The sequence below is a fragment of the Acinetobacter sp. NIPH 2699 genome (genome assembly GCF_022549355.1).
In the GTDB taxonomy this organism is placed as follows: domain Bacteria; phylum Pseudomonadota; class Gammaproteobacteria; order Pseudomonadales; family Moraxellaceae; genus Acinetobacter.
This window is the reverse complement of record NZ_JAKZGL010000015.1, coordinates 16,410-43,086: the sequence shown is the minus strand read 5'-3', so window position 1 is coordinate 43,086 and position 26,677 is coordinate 16,410. Positions and strand designations below refer to the sequence as shown.

The 26,677-nt window shown below is 40.2% G+C and carries 21 protein-coding genes and 1 tRNA gene; 7 read left to right on the top strand and 15 right to left on the bottom strand.

The features are described from left to right. Positions 1-8: 8 nt before the first annotated feature. The 4 genes from MMP72_RS13235 to hemE form a co-directional block, all read right to left on the bottom strand. Positions 9-1,889, bottom strand: a complete 1,881-nt coding sequence (locus MMP72_RS13235) for a DUF4105 domain-containing protein (RefSeq protein WP_241317993.1) — start codon at positions 1,887-1,889, stop codon at positions 9-11. Between the two features lie 79 nt (positions 1,890-1,968). Beyond that, entirely contained in the window at positions 1,969-2,439 is a 471-nt protein-coding gene (locus tag MMP72_RS13230) for a DUF3015 family protein (protein WP_241317991.1), read from the bottom strand. Between the two features lie 180 nt (positions 2,440-2,619). Next, complete coding sequence (locus tag MMP72_RS13225; RefSeq protein ID WP_241317989.1) at positions 2,620-3,414, bottom strand: DUF817 family protein; 795 nt, start codon at positions 3,412-3,414, stop codon at positions 2,620-2,622. Positions 3,415-3,444: 30 nt separating this feature from the next. Further along, on the bottom strand, positions 3,445-4,518 hold the full coding sequence (gene hemE / locus MMP72_RS13220) for a uroporphyrinogen decarboxylase (RefSeq protein WP_241317987.1): 1,074 nt from the start codon (positions 4,516-4,518) through the stop codon (positions 3,445-3,447). Between the two features lie 194 nt (positions 4,519-4,712). Between hemE and MMP72_RS13215 the strand changes: the two genes are divergently transcribed. After that, on the top strand, positions 4,713-5,951 hold the full coding sequence (locus tag MMP72_RS13215) for a L,D-transpeptidase family protein (RefSeq protein WP_241317985.1): 1,239 nt from the start codon (positions 4,713-4,715) through the stop codon (positions 5,949-5,951). A gap of 56 nt (positions 5,952-6,007) precedes the next feature. Here MMP72_RS13215 and MMP72_RS13210 read toward each other — a convergent pair whose 3' ends face one another. After that, entirely contained in the window at positions 6,008-7,285 is a 1,278-nt protein-coding gene (locus MMP72_RS13210; protein WP_241317983.1) for a GGDEF domain-containing protein, read from the bottom strand. A 162-nt stretch (positions 7,286-7,447) separates the two neighbouring features. Between MMP72_RS13210 and pyrC the strand changes: the two genes are divergently transcribed. The 3 genes from pyrC (at position 7,448) to MMP72_RS13195 (ending at position 9,224) form a co-directional block, all read left to right on the top strand. Continuing rightward, on the top strand, positions 7,448-8,482 hold the full coding sequence (pyrC, locus tag MMP72_RS13205; protein WP_241317981.1) for a dihydroorotase: 1,035 nt from the start codon (positions 7,448-7,450) through the stop codon (positions 8,480-8,482). Beyond that, positions 8,467-9,129, top strand: coding sequence for a ribonuclease T (rnt, locus tag MMP72_RS13200; RefSeq protein ID WP_241317979.1), 663 nt, complete (start codon positions 8,467-8,469; stop codon positions 9,127-9,129). Before pyrC ends, rnt begins: the two co-directional genes overlap by 16 nt. A gap of 19 nt (positions 9,130-9,148) precedes the next feature. After that, a tRNA-Glu gene (locus MMP72_RS13195) sits at positions 9,149-9,224 on the top strand. Positions 9,225-9,320: 96 nt separating this feature from the next. Here MMP72_RS13195 and MMP72_RS13190 read toward each other — a convergent pair. The 6 genes from MMP72_RS13190 to MMP72_RS13165 all read right to left on the bottom strand — a co-directional run bounded on the left by MMP72_RS13190 (position 9,321) and on the right by MMP72_RS13165 (position 19,231). Continuing rightward, positions 9,321-10,565 (bottom strand): NADH:flavin oxidoreductase/NADH oxidase family protein, encoded by a 1,245-nt coding sequence (locus MMP72_RS13190; protein WP_241317977.1) that lies wholly within the window; start codon positions 10,563-10,565, stop codon positions 9,321-9,323. A gap of 85 nt (positions 10,566-10,650) precedes the next feature. Beyond that, positions 10,651-12,243 carry a dipeptide ABC transporter ATP-binding protein gene (locus MMP72_RS13185; protein ID WP_241318044.1) on the bottom strand — a complete coding sequence of 531 codons (1,593 nt, stop codon included), beginning with the start codon at positions 12,241-12,243 and terminating at the stop codon, positions 10,651-10,653. Next, a complete protein-coding gene (locus MMP72_RS13180) occupies positions 12,221-13,231 on the bottom strand; it encodes an ABC transporter permease (protein WP_241317975.1) in 1,011 nt (336 codons plus the stop codon). Before MMP72_RS13180 ends, MMP72_RS13185 begins: the two co-directional genes overlap by 23 nt. Then, positions 13,231-14,298: a microcin C ABC transporter permease YejB gene (yejB, locus tag MMP72_RS13175; RefSeq protein ID WP_241317973.1), complete on the bottom strand. Its 1,068-nt coding sequence runs from the start codon at positions 14,296-14,298 to the stop codon at positions 13,231-13,233. The genes MMP72_RS13180 and yejB overlap by 1 nt, the downstream gene beginning before the upstream one ends. A gap of 11 nt (positions 14,299-14,309) precedes the next feature. Beyond that, positions 14,310-16,169 (bottom strand): extracellular solute-binding protein, encoded by a 1,860-nt coding sequence (locus MMP72_RS13170; RefSeq protein WP_241317971.1) that lies wholly within the window; start codon positions 16,167-16,169, stop codon positions 14,310-14,312. A gap of 8 nt (positions 16,170-16,177) precedes the next feature. Then, a complete protein-coding gene (locus tag MMP72_RS13165; RefSeq protein WP_241317969.1) occupies positions 16,178-19,231 on the bottom strand; it encodes a LysM peptidoglycan-binding domain-containing protein in 3,054 nt (1,017 codons plus the stop codon). A gap of 281 nt (positions 19,232-19,512) precedes the next feature. On the opposite strand from MMP72_RS13165, the gene dnaQ reads away from it, so the two are divergent. The 3 genes from dnaQ (at position 19,513) to nudC (ending at position 23,668) form a co-directional block, all read left to right on the top strand. Continuing rightward, complete coding sequence (gene dnaQ, locus MMP72_RS13160; protein WP_241317967.1) at positions 19,513-20,874, top strand: DNA polymerase III subunit epsilon; 1,362 nt, start codon at positions 19,513-19,515, stop codon at positions 20,872-20,874. A gap of 395 nt (positions 20,875-21,269) precedes the next feature. Next, positions 21,270-22,916 (top strand): chemotaxis protein, encoded by a 1,647-nt coding sequence (locus tag MMP72_RS13155; RefSeq protein WP_241317965.1) that lies wholly within the window; start codon positions 21,270-21,272, stop codon positions 22,914-22,916. After that, positions 22,916-23,668 carry an NAD(+) diphosphatase gene (nudC, locus tag MMP72_RS13150; protein WP_241317963.1) on the top strand — a complete coding sequence of 251 codons (753 nt, stop codon included), beginning with the start codon at positions 22,916-22,918 and terminating at the stop codon, positions 23,666-23,668. The genes MMP72_RS13155 and nudC overlap by 1 nt, the downstream gene beginning before the upstream one ends. 16 nt (positions 23,669-23,684) lie before the next feature. Here nudC and MMP72_RS13145 read toward each other — a convergent pair whose 3' ends face one another. The 4 genes from MMP72_RS13145 to MMP72_RS13130 all read right to left on the bottom strand — a co-directional run bounded on the left by MMP72_RS13145 (position 23,685) and on the right by MMP72_RS13130 (position 26,669). Beyond that, positions 23,685-24,557: an alpha/beta hydrolase gene (locus MMP72_RS13145; RefSeq protein ID WP_241317962.1), complete on the bottom strand. Its 873-nt coding sequence runs from the start codon at positions 24,555-24,557 to the stop codon at positions 23,685-23,687. Between the two features lie 3 nt (positions 24,558-24,560). Further along, entirely contained in the window at positions 24,561-25,250 is a 690-nt protein-coding gene (locus MMP72_RS13140) for a BON domain-containing protein (protein WP_130162319.1), read from the bottom strand. A gap of 69 nt (positions 25,251-25,319) precedes the next feature. Continuing rightward, complete coding sequence (locus MMP72_RS13135; RefSeq protein WP_241318042.1) at positions 25,320-25,724, bottom strand: YraN family protein; 405 nt, start codon at positions 25,722-25,724, stop codon at positions 25,320-25,322. Positions 25,725-25,736: 12 nt separating this feature from the next. Continuing rightward, entirely contained in the window at positions 25,737-26,669 is a 933-nt protein-coding gene (locus MMP72_RS13130; protein ID WP_241317960.1) for a penicillin-binding protein activator, read from the bottom strand. Between the last annotated feature and the right edge of the window lie 8 nt (positions 26,670-26,677).

Sequence of the window (26,677 nt, the reverse complement as noted above, 5' to 3'; positions counted from 1 at the left end):
CTAAACCGCTAGAAGAACCGAACATAACCTAAACCTAGTTTTGTCCAATCTTTACGGTCCTGCTGTTCATATTGCCAATTCAAACGCAGTGCGTTATTCGCATTCAAACTATACTGAACATGTGTTCCTACTCTCAGATTCCATTGACTTTGATCCTGCCAATAAGGCAACTCAACTTGTAGCAGACTATTCCATTGATCTGACCATTGATTCATACAACCTAGCGTCGGTCCGACACCTATACGCCAACCTTTATCTAAAGCTTGTCCAGCTTGTAGATGACCTTGCAATTGTGCATAACATAGATGCTGACGATCATAATCCGCCAAACTATATCCCGCTTGCATATTCAAATTCATGACACCGTGTTGCTGATCTTCGCTAAACTGTCCTTCATCGACAGCTTCTTGCTTCCACCCCAAATTAAATCCCCATGTGAGTGGTGCTTTAAAGGGTTGAATCGGATTATAAGAATTCACAGCCAATACATCTAAGTGTTCAAGTTTCGGTTTGTCATCACGGTATTGTAGTGCACCATTTAAAAAGAGCAGTTGTGTACCTAAACGATAGCCACCAGATGGATCTATTAAATCGTGATAGGCCTGCCGATGTCCTAACTCAACGAACTTTTGTCCTTGCACCTCGCCAACATTAACAGAGAGATTACGTGCACGATGACCTTCAACAGGCTGAATCTTGGGTCGTTCAGGTTCTTGACGTTGCTTATCAATTTGGATTTGACTGCGTTTAGCTAATAATTGTCGCAAATGAACTTGAGCTACATCACCATCGGCTTTATGGCTGATATATTGCAAATACAAGTCATCGTAAGCCATTTCTAAGATTTTAGCCTGATCTTGTGGGCGGTAAGATGCCAAGATAGTCGAAACCTGTTCCATCTGTGCAAATGCAACTTGATGTGCTGCCTTCGCTAAAGCAGTGCCGTGCTGTTTTGCTTGAGCAAGCAATTGTGTTTCTAAAGCTGGACGATAGACCACATCTTTAACCAACTGTTGCTGATCGACCGCTTTTAATGTTTCGATGGGAATCGCAGCATAATTAAATTGGTCTTTTAGGTTTAAGTTTGGGCGAACCAAATCAATTAAACCGAGCAAACGATAAGCACAATTATCACTGACAAAATAATATGGAAAACTCACGTGTTGCATTTCCCAAATATGTTCAACCAAGAAACGGGTTTCTTCAGCAGTTAAATTAAGCTCATATTCCCACAGATCACGACTTTCAAAATCACCATACTCTTTTACTTTACGATAGTACGGCATCAATGAATATTCACCAGGATACTGCCCTGTTAACCCTTTCCAAGCATAGGACCAGTTATCTTGATTATTGACAGTTGCAGCATAATTCACTGCATAAGAAACCAAATTTAATTCTTTTTGATCTTTTGGGTCTAAACGCAATAGCGTATGTCCAAACATTGAGCTTGGATTTCCCATAAAATCGGTTGCATAAATCAGTGTCGCTTTATAAGGATTAATCTGATTGATCCATTCATCAAATTCAGGACAACTCACTACTGGAAGTTGCTTGGCATCAATATTTAATTGTTGCATTAACCAACGACTGCGTGCAGGAAATTTGCATCGAAAAGACTGATTATCTGCTGACGCTAGAAATAATGCTTTTATATCTGCTTTTAATTCTTTATTTAAATTGCTTTTACCTTCTTCTGCATAAAAGTAACCTTGATAGTCAACCTCACTTTTTCCAGAGCGATCTGCATACATTAAACGTTGCCAAGTCACCTGTTGATCTAATCGTTTTTGTTCAGCAAGATTAAGGTAGTTTTGAATATTCGGTTCAATCGCAGCATGTGCAATATGAGATAAAAAGGCAGTAATCGCAAAGGTTAAAAATTTCATTCAGCAACAAATATTTTAAATATAATTAAGTATTATAAGAAAACCCTGTCACGAGGACAGGGTCTCATCATGCAACAAGTTAAACGTATGCTTTTAATACGTCATCATTTGCCATTACATTCTGTAAAGAATCTAAAACTTGAAGTGTATGTTGATTTTCACTTGAATAAATCTCAGCAAAGTTTGCTTTAGATACAGCGAAGAAGCGCGCTTTGTCTTCTGATTTAATTTGCATGAGTTCAGCCAGTACATTTAAGCTTTCGCCTTGGCCTACTGCCATATCACGCGCTAAAGACTCAGCATTTTCATTGGTAAAAGTCACCACTTGTGCAGTAACAGTTCCACCTTGACGGCAACCTAAAGTACCAAAAGTAATCCCTAACAATTGGTTGGTAAAGATACCATTAGTGGTTGCAGCAAGAATTTTTGGACCAACACCTTTTTTACCAGCCCATACTTGGGTACCAACACCACAACCGACATCATTATCAGCCATTGCCATGGTTGAACCAGCAGCGAGTAATGCAGCTAATGCAATTTTTTTTAACATAAGAAAGTCTCCAGTATCAATTATTCTTTAGTATTTGTTATTACAATTGTGCAGTGAAAGCTCACGCACAGGAGTTAAAATAACGAGGTTAGCTCGCTTTAGCAAATAAATTTTGAAATATATCTGAAATATTCATAATAAAGGGAAATCAAAAAAGTCTGTTAAGAGAACTTAGCGGGTCTAATTTAACTGCCAAGACCCATTTTTATCTCTCGTTCCCAAGATTTTTAATACCAAGACCAAACTGAGTAATAATAAAAGATACCATGAACCGAGCTTGCCCCAACCCACCATATGCCAAGCACTCACCTGACTTGGATAAAGCCAAATTTTATAAAAGGTACTGATATTTTCCGCAATCCATATAAGAAATGCGAGCAACAGTAAAATAGGCAACATTGGCACTTTAAAACGATACTGATCAAGCTGGAAATACAATTTAGTTTTCCAAAAAATCACCACACTCCAAATAAACAGCCCCATCCGAATATCTGGAATAAAAAATTTGCTCATAAAATTGAAATAAGACAACACTGCTAGCAACATCATATTGCCGAAAGTCGGTAAATTCGCAAAAGAAACTTGATATAATCGCAAGGATCGAGCAAAAAAACTGCCTACGGCTGAATACATAAAACCAGCAAATAAGGGCACGGTTAATAATTTAAACACGGCAGGTTGCGGATAGTGCCAAGATGCGATCGCAGGATGGGTCAGAAAAATCTCCATTCCCATTGCCATGATATGAAACAAAGCAATAACCTTAGCTTCTTCCCACGATTCAAGCTTTAAATATAGTAAACAAATCTGAATCGCTATGGCATAAAACAACAGATAGTCATATCGAAAGAAACCATAATATTCATGACTACCCATCGGGGCGGTGAATGCAAATGCAATTAAAAGCAACAAACCAAATAAGGCAGCCGAAGCTGCCTTAGTCATAAAATTGAGTGGAAATAGGATTAATTGCACAAAACCAGCCCTTCAAATGCTTTTAAAATATCAGCCTAAATATTTGCTACTGTATTCATGTACAGTATCAACGAATATTTTAGGTTGTGCTGGATCTACCCATTGCGTAATGCCATGGCCTAGGTTTGCAACATAACCCGTTTTTTCACCATTGGCATAAGCATCATCCAGCATGGCTTTCACAGCCTTTTCAATTGAAGCTGCTGAACCATAAAGTACCGCTGGATCTAGATTTCCTTGTAAAGCAACACGACCTGCAACCACATCACGCGCTGTATAAAGGGGTGTCGTCCAATCCAGACCCACCGCATCTGCGCCAGTCGTAAGGATCGTTTCTAACCATTGTCCACCACCTTTAGTGAACACAATAATTGGAATACGACGTCCGTCTTTTTCACGTTGCAGTCCAGCGATGATTTTGGTCATGTAGTTCATTGAGAACTCGACATATTCGCGGTGTGCAAGTGCACCGCCCCAACTGTCAAAGATTTGAATTGCCTGTGCACCCGCATCAATTTGCGCATTGAGATAATCAATCACGGAATCGGCAAGATGATCCAGCAAAGTATGTAACACTTCTGGTTGGGCATACATCATCTGCTTAATGAAACGAAACTCTTTGCTTGAACCACCCTCAACCATATAGGTGGCCAAAGTCCAAGGGCTACCTGAAAATCCGATCAGAGGTACTTGCCCATTTAATGCTGATCGAATGGTCGATACCGCGTTCATCACATAAGCGAGATCTGATTTGGCATTTAGCTTTGGTAAATTTGCGACATCTTGTTCGGTACGTATGGTTTTATGAAACTTTGGACCTTCTCCAGTTTCAAAATACAGACCTAGACCAAGCGCATCAGGTACAGTCAAAATATCCGAGAATAAAATCGCAGCATCAAGCTCATAGCGACGTAAAGGCTGTAATGTTACCTCACAGGCAAATTCAGCATTTTTACATAAGGAAAGGAAATCCCCTGCTTGCCCACGAGTTTCACGATATTCTGGTAAATAACGCCCTGCTTGACGCATCATCCATACAGGCGTGGTGTCTACAGGTTCACGTAATAAAGCTCGTATAAAACGATCATTTTTCAACGTTGTCATTACCAATCTCTAAATTTTTCAGATGGAAGGCATGATAGCAAAAATCGAACAAGATATATAATTCTATACCGTACATCCGTTGAGCTGACGAAAAAATCGCTTGGTCACAAAATTGCTACTGCAAGCGTGTTCATTTTCTGTAATACTTGCAAAGTCTTATATCTCAATATGAATAATTCTTAAGGTTGAATTACATGTTTGTTCGCTCATTACTCGCTATGAGTTTAAGTTGTATTCTTGCTAATGTTGCTTTTGCTGCGCCAACAACTGAGCAAGCATTAAATCCCCAAAAGATTTCTGCAGTCCAAGATCCGATTGATCCTTTGGCAATTGATTTCGCAGCATCAAGTAGCAGTGCTGTTGCACCCGCTGCATCTGAACCACAGCTCAGTCAAAACCCAGCAGCAGATGTCGCTCAAGAAATAGAAAATAGACCAGAAGTTGCTGTTACAGCAGCTCCAGCTCGTGAAGCGACATTAGATACCGCAACCACAGTATCCAAAACGCCATCACAAGCACCCGAAGTTCCTGCATCGTGGACAATGGATGCCATTAACTCGGCTGAATGGTATGAAGATATGCCAAGACGTCAATTGCCAGCCTATGCTCGTGCACATGTGATGTTAAACAATGCACATGCATCACCTGGTGCAATTGATGGTTCTAACGGTCAAAATACATTAAAAGCGATTGCGTCATTTCAACAAATGAATGGATTAGCGCCAACAGGACAGCTCACCAAAGAAACGTGGGATGCTTTAGTTGCAAAACAAACTAAACCTGCATATGTTGAATACACTATCACTGAAGCCGATCTAAAAGGCCCTTATGCGGACTCAATCCCTTCTGACTATGCTCAACAAGCAAAAATGAAAGGACTGTACTACACTCGTGTCGCTGAAATGCTCGCTGAAAAGTTCCATATGGATGAACGATTCCTCAGACAACTAAACCCTAAAGCAAACTTTAACAAAGCAGGCGAAAAACTGGTTGTTGCAAATGTTCGCAATGATTTACCTGAAGATATTCATTTAATTGTGGCACACAAAGGTGCAAAACAACTTTACCTGTTTAATAGCCGTAATCAAATGATTGCGTCATTTCCTGCAACAATTGGCAGTACAAGTACGCCTTCTCCGACGGGTACTTATAAAGTAACAGGTGTTGCTAAAAATCCTTGGTACAGCTATTCACCATCGAACTTTGTACAAGGAAAAAATCTTAAACCATTATCACTTCCACCAGGTCCAAATGGTCCTGTCGGTAATATTTGGATTGGATTAAGCAAGAAATCTTTTGGTATTCATGGCACACCAAACCCGTCACTCATTTCTAAAACTGCATCGCATGGTTGTATCCGTTTAACCAACTGGGATGCCAATGATTTAGGTGGTAAAGTACGTTCTGGTGTAACTGTAAGATTCCTAGAATAATCTTCAATTATTCTGATTCAATGAAACCGAAGATCATGCATATGATCTTCGGTTTTTTAATTTTCTATATTTTCTTCGATATTTGGTAAAGGTTGATAATAAATCTGATTGCGTCCTAATTGTTTAGCGCGATATAACGCTTTATCAGCAGTGTGAATTAACACTTCTTGGCTAATTTTTGGATTTCCATTAAAAACCGTAATACCCAAACTGATAGTCACGTGATTTGAAACTAAAGACTTTTCATGTGGGATCATCTGCCGATCAATGGCACGATAAATATTGGTCGCAACAGCATAAGCGCCTTGTGCAGATGTCTGTGGTAAAAGCACCACAAACTCCTCTCCGCCATAGCGTGCAATAAAGTCCATATGTCTAATTGAACCTTTTATTGTTTTAGCAATTTCAGAAATAACTTGGTCGCCCATCTGATGACCATAAAAATCATTATAATTTTTGAAATAATCAATATCGATAAACAGTACGGATAAAGATGTCTGCTCTTGACAGGCTAAATCATAATAATAAGAACACATCTCTTCAAAAGTACGACGATTTGACACATTGGTAAGTTCATCATGCTGACTGAGGTGCAACAACTCAGATGCTTGTAAGCGTAGGATTTTTTCATCTATTTCAGAGATTTTTGACTTTATAAATATTCTTCGCTCTTTGGAATTGAGCATTACACTGATTGAGAAACCAAGCAATATACTGCCAATTAACGTTCGCCCAATCATGAGGAAATCACAAGGAATATTAAATAAATACAGGAAGAGTAGAATCACAAAGGCAGCAAAAGTGCCTATCGCCAACATATGTAATGGTTTAATGCCACTTAGAATAAAGCCCAACATATATAAGAAAGCAATCAGGACCATCGCCTGATTTTGAAGAACCATATTTGAAACACTCATCATCAATAATGAGGTGAAAACAATGGTGCAAAAAACAAGAGAACACGATGCAGAATAGAATAAAGCGTTCAAACTTTTAAAACGTGCAAATACCCAAAATAAAAACAGTGATATACCGACCACAATTAAACTCAAAATGCTATATACAAAATCCGAGATAAAATCGACACTTTCACGGATCACAATAAAGTTCGAGGGTAAAATCAGTAATATAAAAATGGCATAGGTGATCACACCTTGACCAAAAAATTGAATCGCATTGACCCGTGTTCGATCAATATTAAACGCCCAGAACTCATTTTCTAGTTTTGCAGGTAAAGCCTGATGCGTTTTTTTTGACTTAAAATGCTGGACAATAAGCTGCTCCAGTGCTTCTTTAGACCTCCTTAACTGCTCAAGATCATATTGATTTTCCATCCTTTTTACTCTTCTTATAATGCGCTATTTTTATGCTGGATAAAAATAGCATAAATTCTCATTCCGTCGTGCACTTTACTTAACCACTTATCCGTAATTGTAGTTACCATTTTCACACTTTATGCATTATTATTTGTATTATTTTTAAGTTTGAAGTACACCTTGAATACTCTTACACTTTTACAACCAGATGATTGGCACGCACACCTGCGTGATGGTTTAGCTTTAAAACGCACAGTACCAGATTTAGCAAAACAATTTGCCCGCGCGATTTGCATGCCAAATCTTGTTCCACCAGTCAAAACTGTAGAAGAAGCTTTAGCGTACCGCGAGCGTATTCTTGCCCATGTTCCAGAAGGAATCAATTTTGACCCTCGTATGGTGCTTTATTTTACCGACCACACCTCTCCTGATGAAGTTCGTAAAATCAAAGAATCTGAATATGTAAATGCCATCAAACTCTACCCTGCTGGTGCAACGACCAACTCAGATAATGGTGTAAGTGATATTCGTAAAGTCTATGCTGTGATTGAGCAACTTGAAGAACATCAAGTCCCGTTACTACTTCATGGTGAAGTCACGCATCATCATGTGGATATTTTTGACCGTGAAAAAAGATTTCTAGATGAAGTACTTTCACCGTTACTTAGACAATTTCCAAAACTAAAAGTTGTTTTAGAACATATTACCACCAGTGATGCCGCAAACTTTGTCGTTGAACAAGATCGTAATGTTGCAGCCACGATTACCCCTCAACATTTATTATTTAATCGTAATGACATGTTGGTGGGTGGTGTAAAACCGCATTTCTATTGCTTGCCGATTTTGAAACGTCAAACGCATCAAACCACGTTATTAGAAGTCGCGACCAGTGGTAGCCCTAAATTTTTCTTGGGTACTGACAGTGCACCGCACGCCCAAGATGCTAAAGAAAATGCTTGCGGCTGTGCAGGTTGTTATAGCGCACCAACAGCAATTGAATTATATGCCCAAGCCTTTGATCAAGTCGGAAAATTAGAGCGTCTTGAAGGTTTTGCCAGCCATTTTGGTGCTGATTTTTATGGATTACCACGTAATACCACCACGATCACATTGGTAAAAGAAGAACATACCGTTCCTGAGTCTCTTGATTATCTCGCAGACCAGAAAATCATTCCACTTCATGCAGGTAAAACGCTGCAATGGAGAAAAGTGTGACACAAGAAAATAAAGCCCCCGTTATAGGTCAGCGCTTCCGTGGTTTTTTGCCTGTTGTGGTTGATGTTGAAACAGCAGGTTTTAACTGCCAGACCGATGCGCTGCTTGAGATTGCGTGCATTCCAATCGTGTACGATGAACAAGGTCAGTTTGTACCGGGTCCATCTTTTCATGCACATATTAACCCTTTTGAAGGCGCAAATCTTGATCGCCGCTCATTAGACTTCATTGGTATTGATCCATTTAATCCAATGCGTGTTGCAATGGCTGAAGATGAACGTAGTGCTTTACGTCGTATTTTCAAATCACTCACGGAAGTACGCAAAGCACAGCATTGTACGCATGCCGTACTGGTCGGTCACAATGCGCACTTTGATTTAGGTTTCTTACAAGCAGCTATTGCACGTACTGGAACTAAAAATCAGAATCCGTTTCATAGCTTCTCTGTGTTTGATACCGTTACGCTCAGTGCAGTGATGTTTGGTCAAACCGTTCTAGCAAGAGCGTGTATTCAGGCTGGGATCGAGTTTGATGGTAAAGAAGCGCACTCTGCTTTATATGACACCCAGAAGACGGCTGAACTGTTTTGCTATATTTTGAACAAACTGTCTCCTCATCTTCTTGACAGTTTGGTGACAGAACCCTAATATACACCCACCTCAAGAAGTCCCTATCGTCTAGAGGCCTAGGACATCGCCCTTTCACGGCGGTAACCGGGGTTCGAATCCCCGTAGGGACGCCAAATTCTAAAAAGCCACTGCCCAACTTGAATAAAAAGTTAGACAGTGGCTTTTTTTATTCCCCAAAATAAAAAGGACTCCGAAGAGTCCTTAAAACATTATGCTGATTTTCGAGAATTCACACGTCCTTTCACCACTGCTTTGATATTTCCTTTTGCATAATTCAAGAATACCAATAATGGTGACAGTTTAGGATTTGGCTTTTTGCCCTGTCCAATCGCTTTGAACTGTGCGGCATACCAAATGATTTCCATGATTGCCATTTTATCGACAAAAGGAATCCCTGTTTTGATTTGATTGACGGCATAACGAACATCATGACCAGCGATCAAACGATCTGTTAAATCTGTTTCTACCGCCAATGGACGAGCAATACCAATAAAATCACATGCACCACTCTCAAGTGCTGCATTCATGCCTTCCACCGTACGGAAACCACCTGTCACCATTAACTGACAAGAGACATGCTGACGAATCTTTTCCGAAAACTCTAAGAAATAAGCTTCACGTGCAATCGTGCTAGCCTTACGAGATTCAGCTTTTGCACCTGCCATTGCAGGCGCTTCATAAGTACCACCAGAGATTTCGATAATATCAATACCAGCGGCATCAATGACCTTGAATACTGTAATCACATCTTCTTCAGTAATCCCACCACGCTGGAAATCAGCTGAATTGAGTTTTACAGAAATGATAAAGTTTTCAGAGGTTGCTGCACGGACTGCCTTATATGCTTCAACCAAGAAACGCATACGATTTTCAACCGAACCGCCCCATTGATCGGTCCGTTTATTGGTGAGTGGCGATAAAAACTGACTAATAAGATAACCATGTGCGCCATGTAATTGCACACCCTCAAAGCCTGCTTTCTCACAAATTGCAGCAGCAGTGGCAAAACGCTGAATAATATCTAGAATTTCCTCATGCTTAAGTTCACGCGGTGTACCAAACATGGTGGCCAACATTGGACTAAATGGAACAGCAGAAGGTGCAACGGTTTCTTTATTCAAACCTTTTGGACATTGACGACCCGGATGTGACAATTGAACTAACTGCACCATACCGTATTTTTTACCGACCGCAGCCCATTGTTGTAATCTTGCCAAATCACGTTCAGTTTCAATTGCAACGACACCCGGCTCATTCTTCGCGCCAATATTGACCATTACATTTCCTGTAATGGCGCAGCCTAAACCGCCTTTCGCCCATGCTTCATATAAGCCAATATGTAAATCATTGGGTTGCCCTTCATAATTGGCCAATCCTTCACTCATCGCACCTTTAATGATACGGTTTTTGAATATGGTATTACGAATCGTGATACTGTCTGCAATCTGACTCATGGTCATCCTCTGCTACAAAAGTTAGAGTACTTATTCAAGTATAATCTGATCGTTTGACAATACCACATGTCAACTTAATTACAAGTTAGTACTGACTGGCAGCAATCAACTGACGGGTATATTCTGTTTTTGGTTGCGAAAAAAGTAACTCAGTGGCTTGATATTCCATTACTTTTGCATGCCGCAACACCATGACTTTTTGGCATAAGGCTTTGATGACTTGTAAGTCATGACTGATAAAAATATAGCTGATCTGCTCTTGCTGTTGTAATCGTCTGAGCAATTTCACGATTGCACGTTGTGTTGTTCGGTCTAAGGCTGAGGTTGGTTCATCCAAAATCATGAGCTTAGGTTGTAAAACCAATGCGCGTGCCAATGCAACACGTTGTCGTTGTCCTCCCGACAGCTCATGCGGATAACGATTTTTAAAATCAATCGGAAGTTCCACTTTCTCAAGTGTTTGCTCAATCTGCTGATCTACAACAGATTGATTCAGCTCTTTAAGCGCCAATCCCTCACCGACAATCTGTCCAATCGTCATACGAGGATTTAAGCTACTAAATGGATCTTGAAACACGATCTGAAAATCGCTACGTAAAGGGCGTAATTTTTTCTCATTGAGTTGATTCAGATCTTTCCCTAAGAAAACAATCTGTCCTTCACTCTCGATCAACCGTGTAATTGCCAAGGCTAAGGTCGATTTACCTGAACCACTTTCCCCTACAACACCTAAAGATTCACCCTGCGCCAGCATCAAATCAAGTGGTTCTATCGCAATAAAATAATCTTTCACACGATTTAATAGACCCTGTTTAATGGGGAACTTCACGGCGAGTTGTTTTATTTCAAGAATGGTTTGCTGATCTGCGGATGGTAGTGCTTGACCAAAATCATGATCCAGTAAATGCTGCGTATAAGCGGCTTCTGGTCGGGCAAAAATTGTGGTGACTGCACCTTGCTCCTCCACTCGGCCTTTGTTCATTACAATCACATCATCGGCATAGTGCTTGACCAGATTTAAATCATGGCTAATCAAAATCATCGCCATATTGCGTTGCTGCTGGAGCTGTTTCAGCAAATTCAAAATTTGTGTTTGCAAGGTAACATCTAATGCAGTTGTCGGTTCATCTGCTATTAAAATATCAGGCTCTAGCGCCAAAGCCATCGCAATCATCACACGTTGCCGTTGTCCACCTGACAACTCATGCGGATAGCGTCTTAATTTCTGTTCAGGCTCAGTTATTCCAACGTCATTCAACAAAGTAATAACTTTTTCTCTAACTTTGGTCTTCGACCATCCTTGCAATAACAAACTTTCTCCAATGATTTTTTCGACTCGATGCAAAGGATTTAAAGCGGTCATCGGTTCTTGGAAAATCATGGCAATTTTTTGTCCACGAATTTGTCGCAAAGCTGGCGTGTCTAAAGCCAATAGGTTTTGATCATTTAACCAAGCTTGTCCTTGAATGTTTAAATGGCTTGGCAATAGACCTAATAGTGCTAAACTACTCACAGATTTGCCTGAACCGCTTTCGCCAACGATTGCCACGGTTTCACCAGCAGCTAAGTTGAAGCTCAATTGATCAACAAGAATCTGACCTGTCACCGTAGAAACAGTCAATTCTTTAACGTTGAGCACATCATTTTTTATAGCGCTATTGTCTTGGATCGAATGCATCACGTGTCGCCTCCCCAATATAAATCAATAATGACAACACGATTGCAAGCGTAAAAAAGCCAGACAATGCCAACCAAGGCGCATTGAGATTATTTTTACCCTGTAATAGTAATTCACCCAACGAAGCAGCATCAGGAGGCAAACCATAGCCTAAAAAATCCAATGCAGTTAATGCCGTGATATTGGCAGTCAACATAAATGGCAATTGCGACAAACTCGAACTCATCGCATTGGGTAAAATATGCCGAAAAATAATCGTTCGATCAGTCACTCCAAGCGCTCTTGCGGCACGAACATAGTCAAAGTTTCGGGCGCGTAAAAACTCTGCACGAACCAATCCCACTAAAGCCGTCCAGCCGAATAACAGCATAATCAGAAACAGCCAATACACATTGGGTGTAAACATACTGACAAGGATCATCACCATAAATAGCATCGGCAGTCCCCCCCAAACCTCAAGAATACGCTGTCCAAGTAAGTCAATCCAACCGCCATAATAGCCCTGAATTGCACCAACGATGATGCCCAAAACTGCCGCACAAAGGGTTAAGGCAAAACCAAATAATAGAGACACTCGTAAACCGTACAGCACCCGTGCCAATACATCTCGTCCCTGATCATCGGTTCCCAACCAGTTTTGTGCCGTTGGTTGAGATGGTACAGGTACCGTTAAATCAAGGTTCGGTGTCTGAAATGAAAATGGAACGATTGGGGAAATCATCCAGCCTTGGGCCGAAATTAATTCACGTACTACAGGATCTTGATAATCGGTTGCTGTCTCAAACACACCACCATACGTGGTTTCTGGATAATTTTTAAAGACTGGAAAATAAAAGCTGTCTTGATACTTCACGATCAATGGCTTGTCATTGGCAATAAACTCAGCCGCTAGTGACAAAGTAAAAATGATCGTAAATAGAATAAAACAGCGGAAGCCTAATTTATTTTTCTTAAAACGCGCTAAGCGTGCTTGCATCACAGGCGACATTACTTCATTCCTCGCGCATCAAAGTTAATACGAGGATCAATCACCTGATACAATACATCACTGACCAGACGTAAAATCAGACCAAGTAAAGTGAATAAGAACAAAGTACCAAAAATCACAGGATAATCGCGTTGAACGATGGCCTCAAAACCCAATAATCCAAGCCCATCCAAATTAAAGATGATTTCGATAAATAAATTACCGACAAAGAAAATTCCAATCAAGGCTTCAGGCAATCCAGCAATCACAATCAACATCGCATTACGAAAAACATGTCCATATAACACCCGATTTTCGGTGAGTCCTTTAGAACGTGCTGCAAGTACATATTGTTTATTTAACTCTTCCATAAAGGAATATTTAGTGAGGTAAGTTAAACCTGCAAAACCACCTAATACGATGCTGAGTAAAGGCAAACTCATATGCCAGAAATAATCTTTAATTTTTTCTAGTGTGCTGAGTTGAGTAAAGTTTTCAGAGACAAGTCCCTGTAAAGGAAACCATTGAAAATAGCTGCCACCTGCAAAAAATACAATCAATAACACCGCAAAAACAAAAGACGGAACCGCATAGCCAACGGCCAACAATAACGATGTAGATTTATCAAATATTAATCCATGCTGTTTGGCCTTACGGATTCCCAATGGAATAGACACCAAATAAATGAGCAGCGTACTCCATAACCCCAGCGAAATGGTGACGGGCATTTTTTCGTAAAGCAATTGGGTAACAGGTTTATCTTTAAAAAAACTGGTGCCAAAATCAAAAGAAAGATAGCCTTTGAGCATGAGCCAAAAACGCTCAGGTGCTGATTTATCAAAGCCGTATTGTGCCTTAATTTGCTCCACCATCTCAGCACTCAGACCTCTTGCCCCTTGATACTGAGTTTGAGAACTCTGTGCGGTTTCGCCCCCAGACAATCCCATCCCTTGAAAAGTTTGCGCTTGCTGGATTGCTTGCTCAACTGGCCCACCTGGCGCAATTTGAATCACGGCAAAATTGATCAACAGAATAAAAAACAAAGTTGGAATAATCAGCAGTAGCCGTTTAAATATATATGTTCCCATCAATCTTATCCCTATTGTTTAGACTGATTATTTTTCCGCAAATATTGATCTACTTTTTTTGCTTTTTCAGCATCCACCCACCAATAATCGGTGCCGACTGATAGTTTAGGTTTTACTTTAGGTTGTTGGTACATATCCCAATAGGCTAACCACGTTTCTGCCTTACCATAGGTCGGAATATGATAATAACCTGCTCGTAATAACCGATCCAATACACGTGTATGTAGTACCACTTGTTCTCGACTATCAGATACAATTATTTTTTGAATCACTTGATCAATGACGGGGTTTTTTATTCCTGCAAAATTATAGTTCCCTTCTTCATCAGCAGCTTTACTACTCCAAAATTGTGCTTGCTCTTTACCTGGGGAAATCGATTGGGGTAGTCGCATGGTGATCATATCAAAATCATTACGGCGGCGTCTTTCAATATATTGTGGCACATCCACATGTCGAATATTGACCGTAATACCTAGGCGCTTCAAATTACGAACAAAAGGCATTAATGTTCGTTGTAGCCCATCTTGGTGAATGAGAATCTCAATTTTAATTGGCTTGCCTTTGCTATCAAATAAATGCCCATCTTTAACAACATAACCTGCATCTTTTAGAACCTGACGGGCTAAAAGTAAATTTTTCCGATTAAAACCACTAGCATCTGAAGCTGGAAACTTCCAATCTGCCAATACACCTTTTTGCATCAGCGGATTTAATTTTGCGACATAAGGCTGTAAAACAGCACGTTCTGCCGGAGATGGCTGCCCTACTGCCGCCAACTCACTGTTGGCGAAATAACTTTGTAAGCGTTGATATTGACCGTAGAATAGCGCTTTATTTTGCCATTCAAAATCATAGGCATAACTCAATGCTTTACGTAAATAAATATCATCTAAAGGTTTACGTCGCGTATTGAAAACAAAACTCTGAAAATCTAAAGGTTTCGCTAAATTGGCATTGTATTTCTTGACCAAACCGACCTGAACCGCAGGAAATTTATATTCAGTCACCCAGCGACGCGATATATTTTCTTCGTGTAATGTGAACTGCCCAGATTTGAAGCCTTCAAAGGTCACATCCAAGTTACGGTAGTACACATATCTGAGACGATCGAAATTATGACGCCCACGATTTACAGGTAAATCTTTCGCCCAATAATTCGGATTACGTTTGTAGGTAATACTTCTCCCCGCATCAATACGATCAATCAAATAGGGTCCAGATCCTAAGATCGGTTGCATAGTCACACGGGTAAAATCTTTGTCCTTCCAATCCTGTTTAGAATAAATAGGCAGACTGGCGACGATTAAAGGCATTTCGGCATTATCATCAGATTTAAAAGTAAATTTGACTTGGTACTTAGACAACACTTCGGTTTTTTCTAAATCTGACAAATACATTTTTAAGCCTGGATTGGCTTTTTCTTGATAGGTATCAAAGGTAAATTTGACATCTTCGGCTGTCACCGCTTGAGCATTGCTAAACCGAGCCTTGGGATTAAGATAAAAAATAACAAATTTTGGTTTATGTGGATCGTAGGTTGCCTTCTCAGCAAGCAATGGATACATGACATTTGGTTCATCCAGTGAATGATCCATCAAGGTATCAAATAAATAGTTGACCCCATCTGTTGCATTGCCTTTACCATTCATGCTGTTTAGGTTATCAAATGTTCCATTACTTGCTTGGCTAAGCACACCGCCTTTTGGTGCTTGAGCATTGGCATAAGGCATAGCCTGCAAATGCGTATATTGAGGGTTGGCATGTACAGCCAAAAAAGGGGTGGTTTGTTGAGCTGCCAAACTATATTGACAGCCAAACCCTAGACCAAACAAAAGGATGAGGTGTTGTGCTCTTCCATGAGACCAATTCATATATATCCTTATAAATTTGGTACTTTGATAACATCACCAATACGGAGTTGAGTGTTCGGCTTCAGATCATTCATTTCCGCAAGGACATTGGTTTGCATACCATATCGACTGGCTAAACCAATCAACGTATCCCCCCGTTTGACTTTATATTCAGTCACGGTTTTAGGTATTAAAATCGTTTGACCACGTTGTAAACCAGCATTGGCACGCAATTGATTTAAATCAGCAAGTTCACGACCAGACATGCCTATACGACTGGCAATACTGTTCAACGACTCACCTGCTTTAACAGTATATTGCTCTGTGTTTGCAGTGTTTCGGCTTACAGGTGCACTACTTACTCTGCTTGATTCAGGCTGTGCTGGTGCTTCTGCCTTAGCAACATCGCCTGTTAATTTCAAACGTTGACCTATACGTACACCTGAAGTCTGTTGCAAACCATTCAGGTCTGCAAGATAGCTCACTTGTAAGTTGTATCGACCTGCAATTGCATTCAAACTATCACCTGACTGAACCACATACTGATCAGGAACAGTTGAACCAGCAGGAATCTTTAAACTTTGACCTAAACGAACACCACTATTTGATTTCAAATTATTCAGTTCAGCCAATTCATTCAATGTAATTTTCGATTTAGCTGCAATACTAGATAATGTATCACCACGTGCTACGGTGTAATTTTCCGTCTTATAGCTGGTCGATGCAGTTACATTGTCAAATTTAACGGTATTTTTAGTCTCAGCAACTTCTTGCAGAGGCACATTAATTTTTTGTCCGACGAATAAGCTACTACTTGCTGTTAAACCTGAAGTTAGATCAGCGAGTTCCTGATTAGATAATGCATATCGATCAGCGATCAATTTCAAATATTCGCCACGTTTAACAGTATAAGAGGTGGTGGCAACTTTTTGTGTCGGAGCCGCTTTTGTCTCAGTCGCACGGGCTGTTTGTTGTGGAGCACGCGTATTACTCTTTGACTCTTTAAGCGTTAATTTTTGCCCTACAAATAAACCATCTGTCACCGCCAAGTTATTGTAGTCGGCCAATTGCTTTAGCGTTAAATCAAAACGAGCAGCTAAGCTCGTTAAACTATCTCCTGATTGCACAACATAGCTCTCAGGTTTGGTTTCAACCGCTTTTACAGCTTCAGCTTGTGGTTTTGCATCATATAAATACAAACTTGTACCCACAAATAAAGTTCCTGCTGGATCAATTTGGTTCCATTTGGCGATATCACGCCAACTCACCCCATTTTTCTGTGCAATTACAGCCAAAGTATCGCCAGGCATGACCGTATAAGTACTGCGTTTACCTTTTGGTGCGACCACCACAACATCGGTGTCAGTGCTGATATAAGGTTTACCCTGATTACGTTTCGCGTCATCACTATTGGCAGTCGCCTTGTCTTCAACCAAATTTTTCGGGTAAGCAAAACCTCGACTCACCTCTTGGCCTTTTTCATCAGAGACAGATTGGCTGGTCTGAATCGCAGTTAACTTAATCTTGCCATCAAATGGATCTACGATTTCGGTACCTTTCGGCGCAATGGCTTTGATTTCAGCAACAACCTGATCTTTTTCAGCTTGCGTTGCTTGAGGTTCTAATACTTGTGTAACTGATTTCGGCTCACCTTCAACTTTCATCGCTGCAACAATTTGCTCACGCTCTGTAGTTGAAATTGGCGGCTCAATGTTTACAGGTTTCACATTTGCGGCTGGTGTGATTGCAACAGGAATACGTGGTGCACTGGGTACATTAGCGGCAGCAGCAAATGATGCCAAAGCATCAGATCCGCGCGGGGTATTCACCTTAACATTGGTCGCTGCTGTGGCTGACGGTGATCGCGGAGTATTACTTGCACTTGCAGTCAATGGTGCTGTGGTCTTTGCCGTTGTGCTGACTGACTGTGCTGGCGTGGTTGTGGTACGAATCGTGGTTGACGCTGCTGATGAATTATTCAACACAGGAGGTGGCGTTTTACTTGCCCAGAAACCACCTGAACCTGCTTTATTAGAACGTAATCTCGCATCTATTGAAGGACTGAGATCAGCTGGGATTAAGATCCGCAATGGACTCATAGGGTCCATCGTCTCGCCACGATGTGCAGGGTTTAAAGCATACAATTCCGAGCGGCTTAAACCTGTAATGGATGAAATTTCATTCAATGACAAAGGTGCAGCTAAATTAACTTCGCGAAAGTGAGGTCGATTGGCAATCGGTGGCAAAGCGACACCATAAGCATTTGGATTTTTAATAATTTGTGCCACTGCCAAGAAACGAGGTACATAATTCATGGTTTCTTGTGGTAGTTTCAAAGACCAGTAATCTGTCGGCAAACCTGCGGCTTTATTACGGTTAATCGCTTGTTGAATACGTCCTGGTCCTGCATTATAAGCCGCTAAAGCCAGTTCCCATGAACCAAATTGATTATAAAGACTGCCTAAAAACTCGTATGCGGCACGCGTAGATTCCACGACATCACGGCGACCATCATATAAGCTGGTTTGTTGTAAACCATAAATACGTCCAGTACTTGGAATAAACTGCCATAAGCCTGCTGCTGCTGCACTACTGGTGGCTGCTGGATCATATGAACTTTCAATCACAGGCAATAATGCTAATTCGGTGGGCATGCCACGACGTTCTGCTTCTTTCACAGTGTGATATAAATATCGGCTGGCACGCGCACTCAAACGATCTAAATAAGGCTGGCGTGAAATAAACCAACCACGCTGTGCTTCAATCCGAGAATCCCGACGATTCAAATCCATCTTGAAGCCTACGGTCATCCGTTTCCACACATCACCGTGTTTCAATACCAGTAAGCGATCACCTTCTACTGCTCGCATATCCGTCGCAGAAAGTAAATCTTCAAGTGAATCTAAACTACTTGCATCTAAATAACCTGAACTGAGTTGCTTCGAAGACGAAGCCTTATTTGAATGAGGTGTTGAGGAACATCCCGTTGTAATTCCCAACGCAGCCAGAGCAGAAGTAAGTACAGTAATTTTGAATAATGATGTTGCAGATGCTTGCCACACCAATGTGTTCGATTTATACATAAAATCTTCCAGTCCACTTACGCTAGTTTATTACTTTGATTTGCCATTGTAGTAAAGCATGTCACTTAGACAAGGCAATAATTTAACGTGATTTGCATGGAAATGTTACAAGAAATTAAAAAAGATGAGTTTTGTAACGCTCACAATCAAAATTTAGCATTTACAATGCACGTTCTCATGTGGGAATGCTAATATTCCCTATTCACTTGATGTCTCTTTATGTGTATTGGCATACGGAGATACGTCAAGCTTTTCATCGGTTTTATTGTTCAGGTTCAAATATGTCACAGACAATCACGCTTTATATTGATGGCGCATGTAAAGGTAACCCAGGTCTCGGGGGTTGGGGGGCATACATCATTACGGAACAAGGTGAACATAAAATCTGTGGTGGCGAGCCTGAAACCACCAATAATCGCATGGAGCTTCAAGCTGCCATTGAAGGTGTTTCTTTTTGTCCAATCGATGCCCACCTGATCATTTGGACAGACTCTAATTATGTAAAACAAGGCATTACCGAATGGATCCATGGTTGGAAGAAGAAAAACTGGAAAGATGTTAAAAATCCAGATTTATGGAAAAAACTCGATGCTGTTTGCGCCAATCGCAACATCGAATGGAACTGGATCAAAGGTCATGCTGGGCATGAAGGCAATGAAATGGCAGACCAATTGGCAAATTTGGGTGCTGAACAAACGGCCCAACAATTGAAATCACCCACACAGGCTAACGCTGATACAAAAAAGCCTGAAGCTGATTGGCTCTTAAATGATCCGTTTGGATTAGATATAGACGCTGATACGAATGATGAGATGATTGAAACGTCAGAGATTGAAGAAATAGTGGACGATGTAGAGGAAACCGAAGTATCTACTGATGTGGTGCTAAGCACATCGCCCTCAAATCAACACCCACATATTGTGATTACAGAGGCAAAAGTACAGCTTCAAGGCCCTCGCCAACTTATTCTTGATACAGAAACCACGGGTTTTTATTATCAAGATGGTGATCGTATTATCGAAGTGGGTGCGATTGAGATGATCAATCGTAAACTGACAGGCAGCTCGATCCACATCTATATCAACCCAGAAAAACCTGTCGGTGACTCAGAAAATGTGCATGGTATTAGCGATGACTTTTTAAAAGACAAACCTAAATATGCAGAAATTGCCGATACACTATTCGCCTTTTTAAAAGGTGCTGAAATTATCGCGCACAATGCCGCATTCGATATGAACTTCTTAAATATGGAGTTTAAACGCGTTGGCTTGCCTTTACTCTCTGATGTGTGTGAGGTTACAGATACCTTAGCGTTAGCGAAAAATAAGCATCCTGGACAAAAGAACTCCTTGGATGCATTGGTAAGACGTTATGAGATTCCTGCACGTGATCGTACCTTCCACGGTGCGTTACTCGATGCTGAAATTTTAGCAGATGTCTATCTAGCGATGACGGGTGGACAGGTCGCTTTTGATATGGATACCCTCACTCAAGCAGAGCAAGATGAAAAGAAAATAACGCGTCAGCGTGTTCAAGTTGACTTAGCGATTATCAAACCATCAGAACATGAATTAAATGAACATGAGACCTGGGTCAAACAATTCGAAGAAAAACATGGAGAACCTTGCCTTTTCGCAAAATAAATTTTCTGATCAAGCTCGGTTTTTATATTTCAAGTGCTCAAAGTTAAGTTATATTAACGATTAGGGTCTGATGACGTTTCATAGATGCTTGCGACAGAAGACATTTTTTAGACGATACCAGGCATGGTTTGTGAAATTTAGTCATTCTAAATAAGCAAAGCATAACGCAGTAGCGGCAAAAAATATCCCTGTCCCGCAGGGTTATGGCTAAAACCTCCCCAAACTTCGTTATGAAACTTGATAAGGGGATAACCATTACCTGCGTTTCATGCCTTGTTTGAGTCGTTTTAGCCTATAACGCAAGACATATATGAAATGTCAGCAGCCCCTAAATGATTTAGACCTCCTGCAAAGGAGGTACATGGATATAACAACTCAGGAAAGGTGTAGGTCATATGTCTTACCAAACCTCGATTCATTTCGACCCAACGGCATTATTAATAATAAAAAATGAGATCGATAATTCGATTAAATTGGTAGAAACAGCAGTAAATACGCTTGCCGAAGAACAAGCCCTACCCTTTGGGATTGATGACGCGCTCAATCAATTTGAACAATGTACGCAAGTACTTGCATTGATTGATATGCCACATTTGTCACAAATTACTCAATATTCTGCTGAGCTTATGCGTAAAATCATGACTCAACCTGAACAAATCAAAATTAGTGATGTCGTTGCGCTCAGCGAGGGAACAACGATGCTGAGACGTTATATTGAATTTATCTGTCTCCGTGAAGTTAAAGTTCCACAATTCTTACTGGATACGCTCAATCGTTTAGAGCTCGCGTTGGGTAAACCAATGACCAAAGAAGGGCAAACCATCCAACCCTTACTTGGTTTCATCACACCAAGCTTCAATCTGCCCCAAGCACCAAGTTTAGAACAATCCCAATACATTCATCAGCTTTATAAATTATGTTTAAACAAACTGATTAAACAAGTCGAAACACCATTAGACTTACAAGGGATTAAAATCGTTGGTGTTTATCTCGCTGGCTTAGCTTCAAACCTTCCAAGCCAACAGTACTGGCAACTGGTGAATGTTGGCCTAGGTCTCATTGATGAACTTTCGATTACAGAAGCACGTCTGCGTACTCTTATTCAAATCGAAACCAATATTGGTAAATTTTTAGCAGCACCACCTGCTTTTCAAAGTAACCTTGCTGATCTGGCCGATATTTTATCTATTTGTATCAGCCAAGAAGACAATGTTTCGCAGCATATTCGTGAACAACTCAACATTGGCGATGAGCTATTAAGTGACACTCAACTTCAAGTTCTAAGCCGCCATTTATATGGCCCTGACTATGAAACAATCCATACCATCAGCCAATTGATGACAGAAGAAATGGCTCAAATTCGCAATGAAATTGAGTACAATCACCAAAATATGTCAAATGAAAAAACCCAAGAGATTCAGCAAAAATTAAATCAGCTTTCAAATGTATTCAAAGTACTGAATTTAAATGAGGCATCAAGAGAATTAACACAGCAAGCTGAAAAACTGAACCAATCGAATACATTAACCGATGCAACTTCTGTTCAACAGTTGATGAATAGTATCTTAGCATCGATGAACTCGATTGGAATTTTGGAGCGTAATTATACCTCTAGCCGTTTACAGCTCCGCGTCAATAATATGCAGATCTCATTAGATCGCTTGGATGAAGCACATAAAGCCCTGTTAATTGAAACCAAATCGCTCGTGGAAACGCTGACACAAACGCTCAGTCTCTATGTCCAAGATCCAACGGCACACAGTTTAGAAGCATTGCCTAAGTATCTAAAAGAACTCTCTGGTGCTGCCCAATTCTTAGGTAGCTCTGCACAACAAACGGCACTTTTAGGCGCTGCACATTTTGCTGAACATCGTTTAGCGCAAAATCTTGTGTTCGATGCAGAACAAGTTAACTGTATTCTGAATGTTGTCGCAGGTTTAGATTTACTGGTTGATAACCTAAGAAACAAACAGCCCGTATTGCAATCTATGTTCGATGTGGCATTATCAAACAGTCAGCAATTACAAACTTTAGCAGCCTAATGTCTCAACTATCACTTGCTTATATTTTTCAACATCAAAAACTTTTAGTAGATGAAAACTTCCAACTGCCCAAGGTTGAAAAATTAGCAAGTGACTTACCGATACACCACAATGATCAAGTGATCGCACGCGATCTTTTTGATGGTGAGTCCATTCCTGAAGGGTATCAACTTATTCCCATTCGGGAACTAATCCAAAGATGGTCTACCACAGACTTTTTACAAGCAAGTCGCGCAGTTCAACTGCTTGAGTGGCGACGTAATCACAAATTCTGTAGTCATTGCGGACATGCAACTGAGATTCACCCCAGCGAATATGCAATGGTTTGCCCCGCTTGTAGTTATCATCAATACCCGCGTGTACAGCCTTGCATCATCACCATCATTACCAAAGGTCATGATGAAGTGCTACTGGCTAAATCAACGCATAACAAAAGCAATATGTATGGGTTAATTGCTGGATTTGTTGAAGTGGGTGAAACCTTAGAAGAAGCGGTACAACGAGAAACGTTAGAAGAAGTGGGCTTGAAACTTAAAAATATTCGCTATATGTCGAGTCAACCTTGGCCCTTTCCAAGTAACTTAATGATCGCATTTCATGCTGAATATGAATCAGGGGAAATCCAGTTACAAGTCGAAGAAATTAGCGAAGCCCAATTCTTTAAATTCGATCAACTACCAGAGATTCCATTCAAAGGCAGTATTGCACATGCAATGATTATGCAAATAATCGAAAATAAAAAAGCATCTTAATCGATGCTTTTTTTCTCTAAGGCTCTAATGCCTCTTCCATAAAATTCAAAATCGTACGCTTGGTTTTAAAATAATGACTCATCAAACTGGCCAACGTCGCCAAAATCGTAACATGCCCTGTCTTCGGGATAATCGCGATATGACTGTGGTTGCCCTTTTCTCTTAAAGCATTATCAAGCGCATAACTATTTTCTTTACCCACTAACTGATCTTGTTCAGCCATCAGCAAATAATGTTTAATTTGATTCGATTCAATAAAATAGCAAGGCATGACTTGTTGATAAGGAATATTTAAATTAAAAGCATGTTCCGATAAAGGATCACCAACATAATCAAAATGGTAAGGCCCAGCCAATCCAATAATCGCTTTAATATTGTCTTTATATTTAAAACTTTGTGCTTGAGCAGAATACACGACCGACATGACATTAAAAGCACCAGCCGAATGTCCCATCAAAATAATGTTGTCAGTCGAAATATCGAGCTTACTTTGATTCTGGCTCAAATAATGAATCGCTTGAGCAATATCATCAATAAATGCTGGAAAGATATGCTCAGGTGCAAGGTGATAATTAATCACAGCAACATCATAGCCTTCTCGCGCAAAGGTCTCGCCTATAAACAAATAATCTCGTTTATTGCCATGCTGCCAAGAACCACCATGTACAAATACAATTAACGGTCGCTGTTTCTTCGGATTTTTGGTGCGATATAAATCTAAACGCTGTCTTGCCTTTAACCCATACGCGAGATGCTCTTCTTTTTCAAAAGTATCTTTAGGAGTCAAATAGTTAATTGAATAACTTGCAAAATCATACAGACGAAATTCTTGATAAAAGTTTTTCGCCCGTATCACGTTTTGTTGCACTTGTTGAATAATTTGTTTCATAAATTAAGGATTAACTGGCGTAATAGTCACAGATTCCTGATCAGGATCAATGGCAACTGGTGTTTCAACTAAAGACTGTGTTGATGCTGAACCCATCATCGGCGTTGCAGCTCCTGAAGATTGATCGATATTATCAACTAAAGTCACTATTCTACTTACATTACCGACTTTTTGTAAAACATCATCTAAATCTCGGATTTCAGCAGTATTCAAACGTCCCATCACATACAGCACACCATTTTCAGTATGTACAAGAACTTTACTGTCAGAAACAACTGGGGCTCTCATCAATAAACCACGTGTATTCGCAGTCACCGTAGAGTCTTGCATAATGGTGCTATAAGCGACTTTATCACCAACAGTAATGTAGTTATGCACTGCTTTTACATCCGTCATTGCACGAACATTGTCTTCAGCCAATTGTTTCAAATAAGGATCAGGCACTTGTCCAGTCAATAAAACATTGCTGTGGAAGCTTTCGATATTAATCCGAGACTGTCGAAAGCGATGATCAAGTTTATATAAATTGACATTTGCAGTACGTTTGATTGAAGAATCAATAAAAACCTGCCCTAGACTACGCTCACCGCTACTTGTTCCAACAGGTGCCGTTCCTGTTCCACCAGAAATAAAACTTGCACATCCAGATAAACTTGCAGCACAAAGCAGCGTAATCGATAAACGTTTTAACACTTGGCCAGACTCCCTATTCACACATTTTCTCAATCTTCCACATTTATCTTCAGACCGTTTTTGCCACAATTAATCTAAAATAAATGCATGTTCAATCCATTGCTGATCATACTGCAATTTTGAAAAATCTGGTTGTACTGTTTTTGCAATTTTCTGTGGAAAATCAAAACAAATCACATCAAAACGACAATCAAAGTCTCCATAACTTGGATATCTTTGTAAAAAGAACTGAGCAGTCTTAATAATCTTACGTCGCTGTGTGTTTGAAATCACTTCGAAAGCTTGTGCATAACTCCCAGCCGATCTTGCTTTTACTTCAACAAAAACAAGCTCTTTTCCACGTTTTACAATTAAGTCAATTTCTCCAAAACGTGAATGATAATTTTGATTTACACATTGATAACCATGTGAACGGAGCAATGACATAGCGGTTTGTTCTGCCCATTGCCCCAATAAATTTGACTGTTGTTTCATCATTCAGTGATCTTATTTTAAAATATGAATCCCATTTTTTTGTTGTTCATAACAAAATGGCTGTCTGTTGATGATGCCAGCTTTCACATCAATTGCACCAGTACGCCCTACAAAAGAAAATTGTTTATCTGGGCTAGATAAAAACTGTTGACTGATCGTCCATGTATCTCCACCAAAGGCAAGTAATCGTTGAAATGCCATATTTTCAGGTTGCTCTTTATAGGCTTCGATTAGATCTGCCCATTGCCCATTGTATAAAGCTGGTGTATCACAAAAACGCAGCCCTATTGGTATATGTTTGTCTTGTTCGATACTCATTGGTGTTGCATAAATATTTTGTTTGGGCAATGTCCCTAATTGCGCCATCCATTGATGATCGCCAAGTAAAAGTAACCCTGTTTTCTTAGGTAATTTTTTCGGTAGCTCACTGACCACTTGGATCTCAATTTTAGACTCAGACATTAATGACATCATAAATAGTTCAGTGGCAGACTCTGTTCCAGCTTGGCGCAAGATAAATAATTTCTTGATCTGGTCTTTTTCAAGTAATTGGTTTAAAGCCACAGCATCATGTTGTTTGGCTAAACTAAATTGCCAGACATTGTCCGCTTGCGTATTGACATCATTTAAGCTTAGAACTGGAATTTTCGGCTTCAACTTCATCACCGTTTCAATTTCAGATCGTGCCAATGGTCCAACCACCAACCGCGTCTTCTTATTTACCCTTGTCTTAAAAATCTGTTCGATGCTACTTTTTGCTGAATCAACAAAAATAATTTTTTCTTTACTGCCTGATGCTGTATAAGCACTCAAGTAACCTCGTTTGATGCTGTCACCAGCTCGCGCCATTGCACCAGATTCAGGTAGAATCACCAACACGTCCGCATAAGCAGGGCTAATCAATGCTGCCAAACTGAGTAGCAGCCAATATTTTTTTAAATACATTATGGAGT

Coding starts and splice junctions, on each gene's coding strand:
- nudC (WP_241317963.1), top strand. CDS start 22,916: ATGTCTCAACTATCACTTGCTTATATTTTTCAACATCAAAAACTTTTA.
- hemE (WP_241317987.1), bottom strand. CDS start 4,518: ATGACAACGTTGAAAAATGATCGTTTTATACGAGCTTTATTACGTGAA.
- MMP72_RS13185 (WP_241318044.1), bottom strand. CDS start 12,243: ATGCATTCGATCCAAGACAATAGCGCTATAAAAAATGATGTGCTCAAC.
- rnt (WP_241317979.1), top strand. CDS start 8,467: ATGGAGAAAAGTGTGACACAAGAAAATAAAGCCCCCGTTATAGGTCAG.
- MMP72_RS13170 (WP_241317971.1), bottom strand. CDS start 16,169: ATGAATTGGTCTCATGGAAGAGCACAACACCTCATCCTTTTGTTTGGT.
- MMP72_RS13145 (WP_241317962.1), bottom strand. CDS start 24,557: ATGAAACAAATTATTCAACAAGTGCAACAAAACGTGATACGGGCGAAA.
- MMP72_RS13230 (WP_241317991.1), bottom strand. CDS start 2,439: ATGTTAAAAAAAATTGCATTAGCTGCATTACTCGCTGCTGGTTCAACC.
- MMP72_RS13235 (WP_241317993.1), bottom strand. CDS start 1,889: ATGAAATTTTTAACCTTTGCGATTACTGCCTTTTTATCTCATATTGCA.
- MMP72_RS13210 (WP_241317983.1), bottom strand. CDS start 7,285: ATGGAAAATCAATATGATCTTGAGCAGTTAAGGAGGTCTAAAGAAGCA.
- MMP72_RS13215 (WP_241317985.1), top strand. CDS start 4,713: ATGTTTGTTCGCTCATTACTCGCTATGAGTTTAAGTTGTATTCTTGCT.
- dnaQ (WP_241317967.1), top strand. CDS start 19,513: ATGTCACAGACAATCACGCTTTATATTGATGGCGCATGTAAAGGTAAC.
- MMP72_RS13130 (WP_241317960.1), bottom strand. CDS start 26,669: ATGTATTTAAAAAAATATTGGCTGCTACTCAGTTTGGCAGCATTGATT.
- MMP72_RS13180 (WP_241317975.1), bottom strand. CDS start 13,231: ATGTCGCCTGTGATGCAAGCACGCTTAGCGCGTTTTAAGAAAAATAAA.
- MMP72_RS13190 (WP_241317977.1), bottom strand. CDS start 10,565: ATGAGTCAGATTGCAGACAGTATCACGATTCGTAATACCATATTCAAA.
- MMP72_RS13155 (WP_241317965.1), top strand. CDS start 21,270: ATGTCTTACCAAACCTCGATTCATTTCGACCCAACGGCATTATTAATA.
- MMP72_RS13135 (WP_241318042.1), bottom strand. CDS start 25,724: ATGAAACAACAGTCAAATTTATTGGGGCAATGGGCAGAACAAACCGCT.
- MMP72_RS13165 (WP_241317969.1), bottom strand. CDS start 19,231: ATGTATAAATCGAACACATTGGTGTGGCAAGCATCTGCAACATCATTA.
- yejB (WP_241317973.1), bottom strand. CDS start 14,298: ATGGGAACATATATATTTAAACGGCTACTGCTGATTATTCCAACTTTG.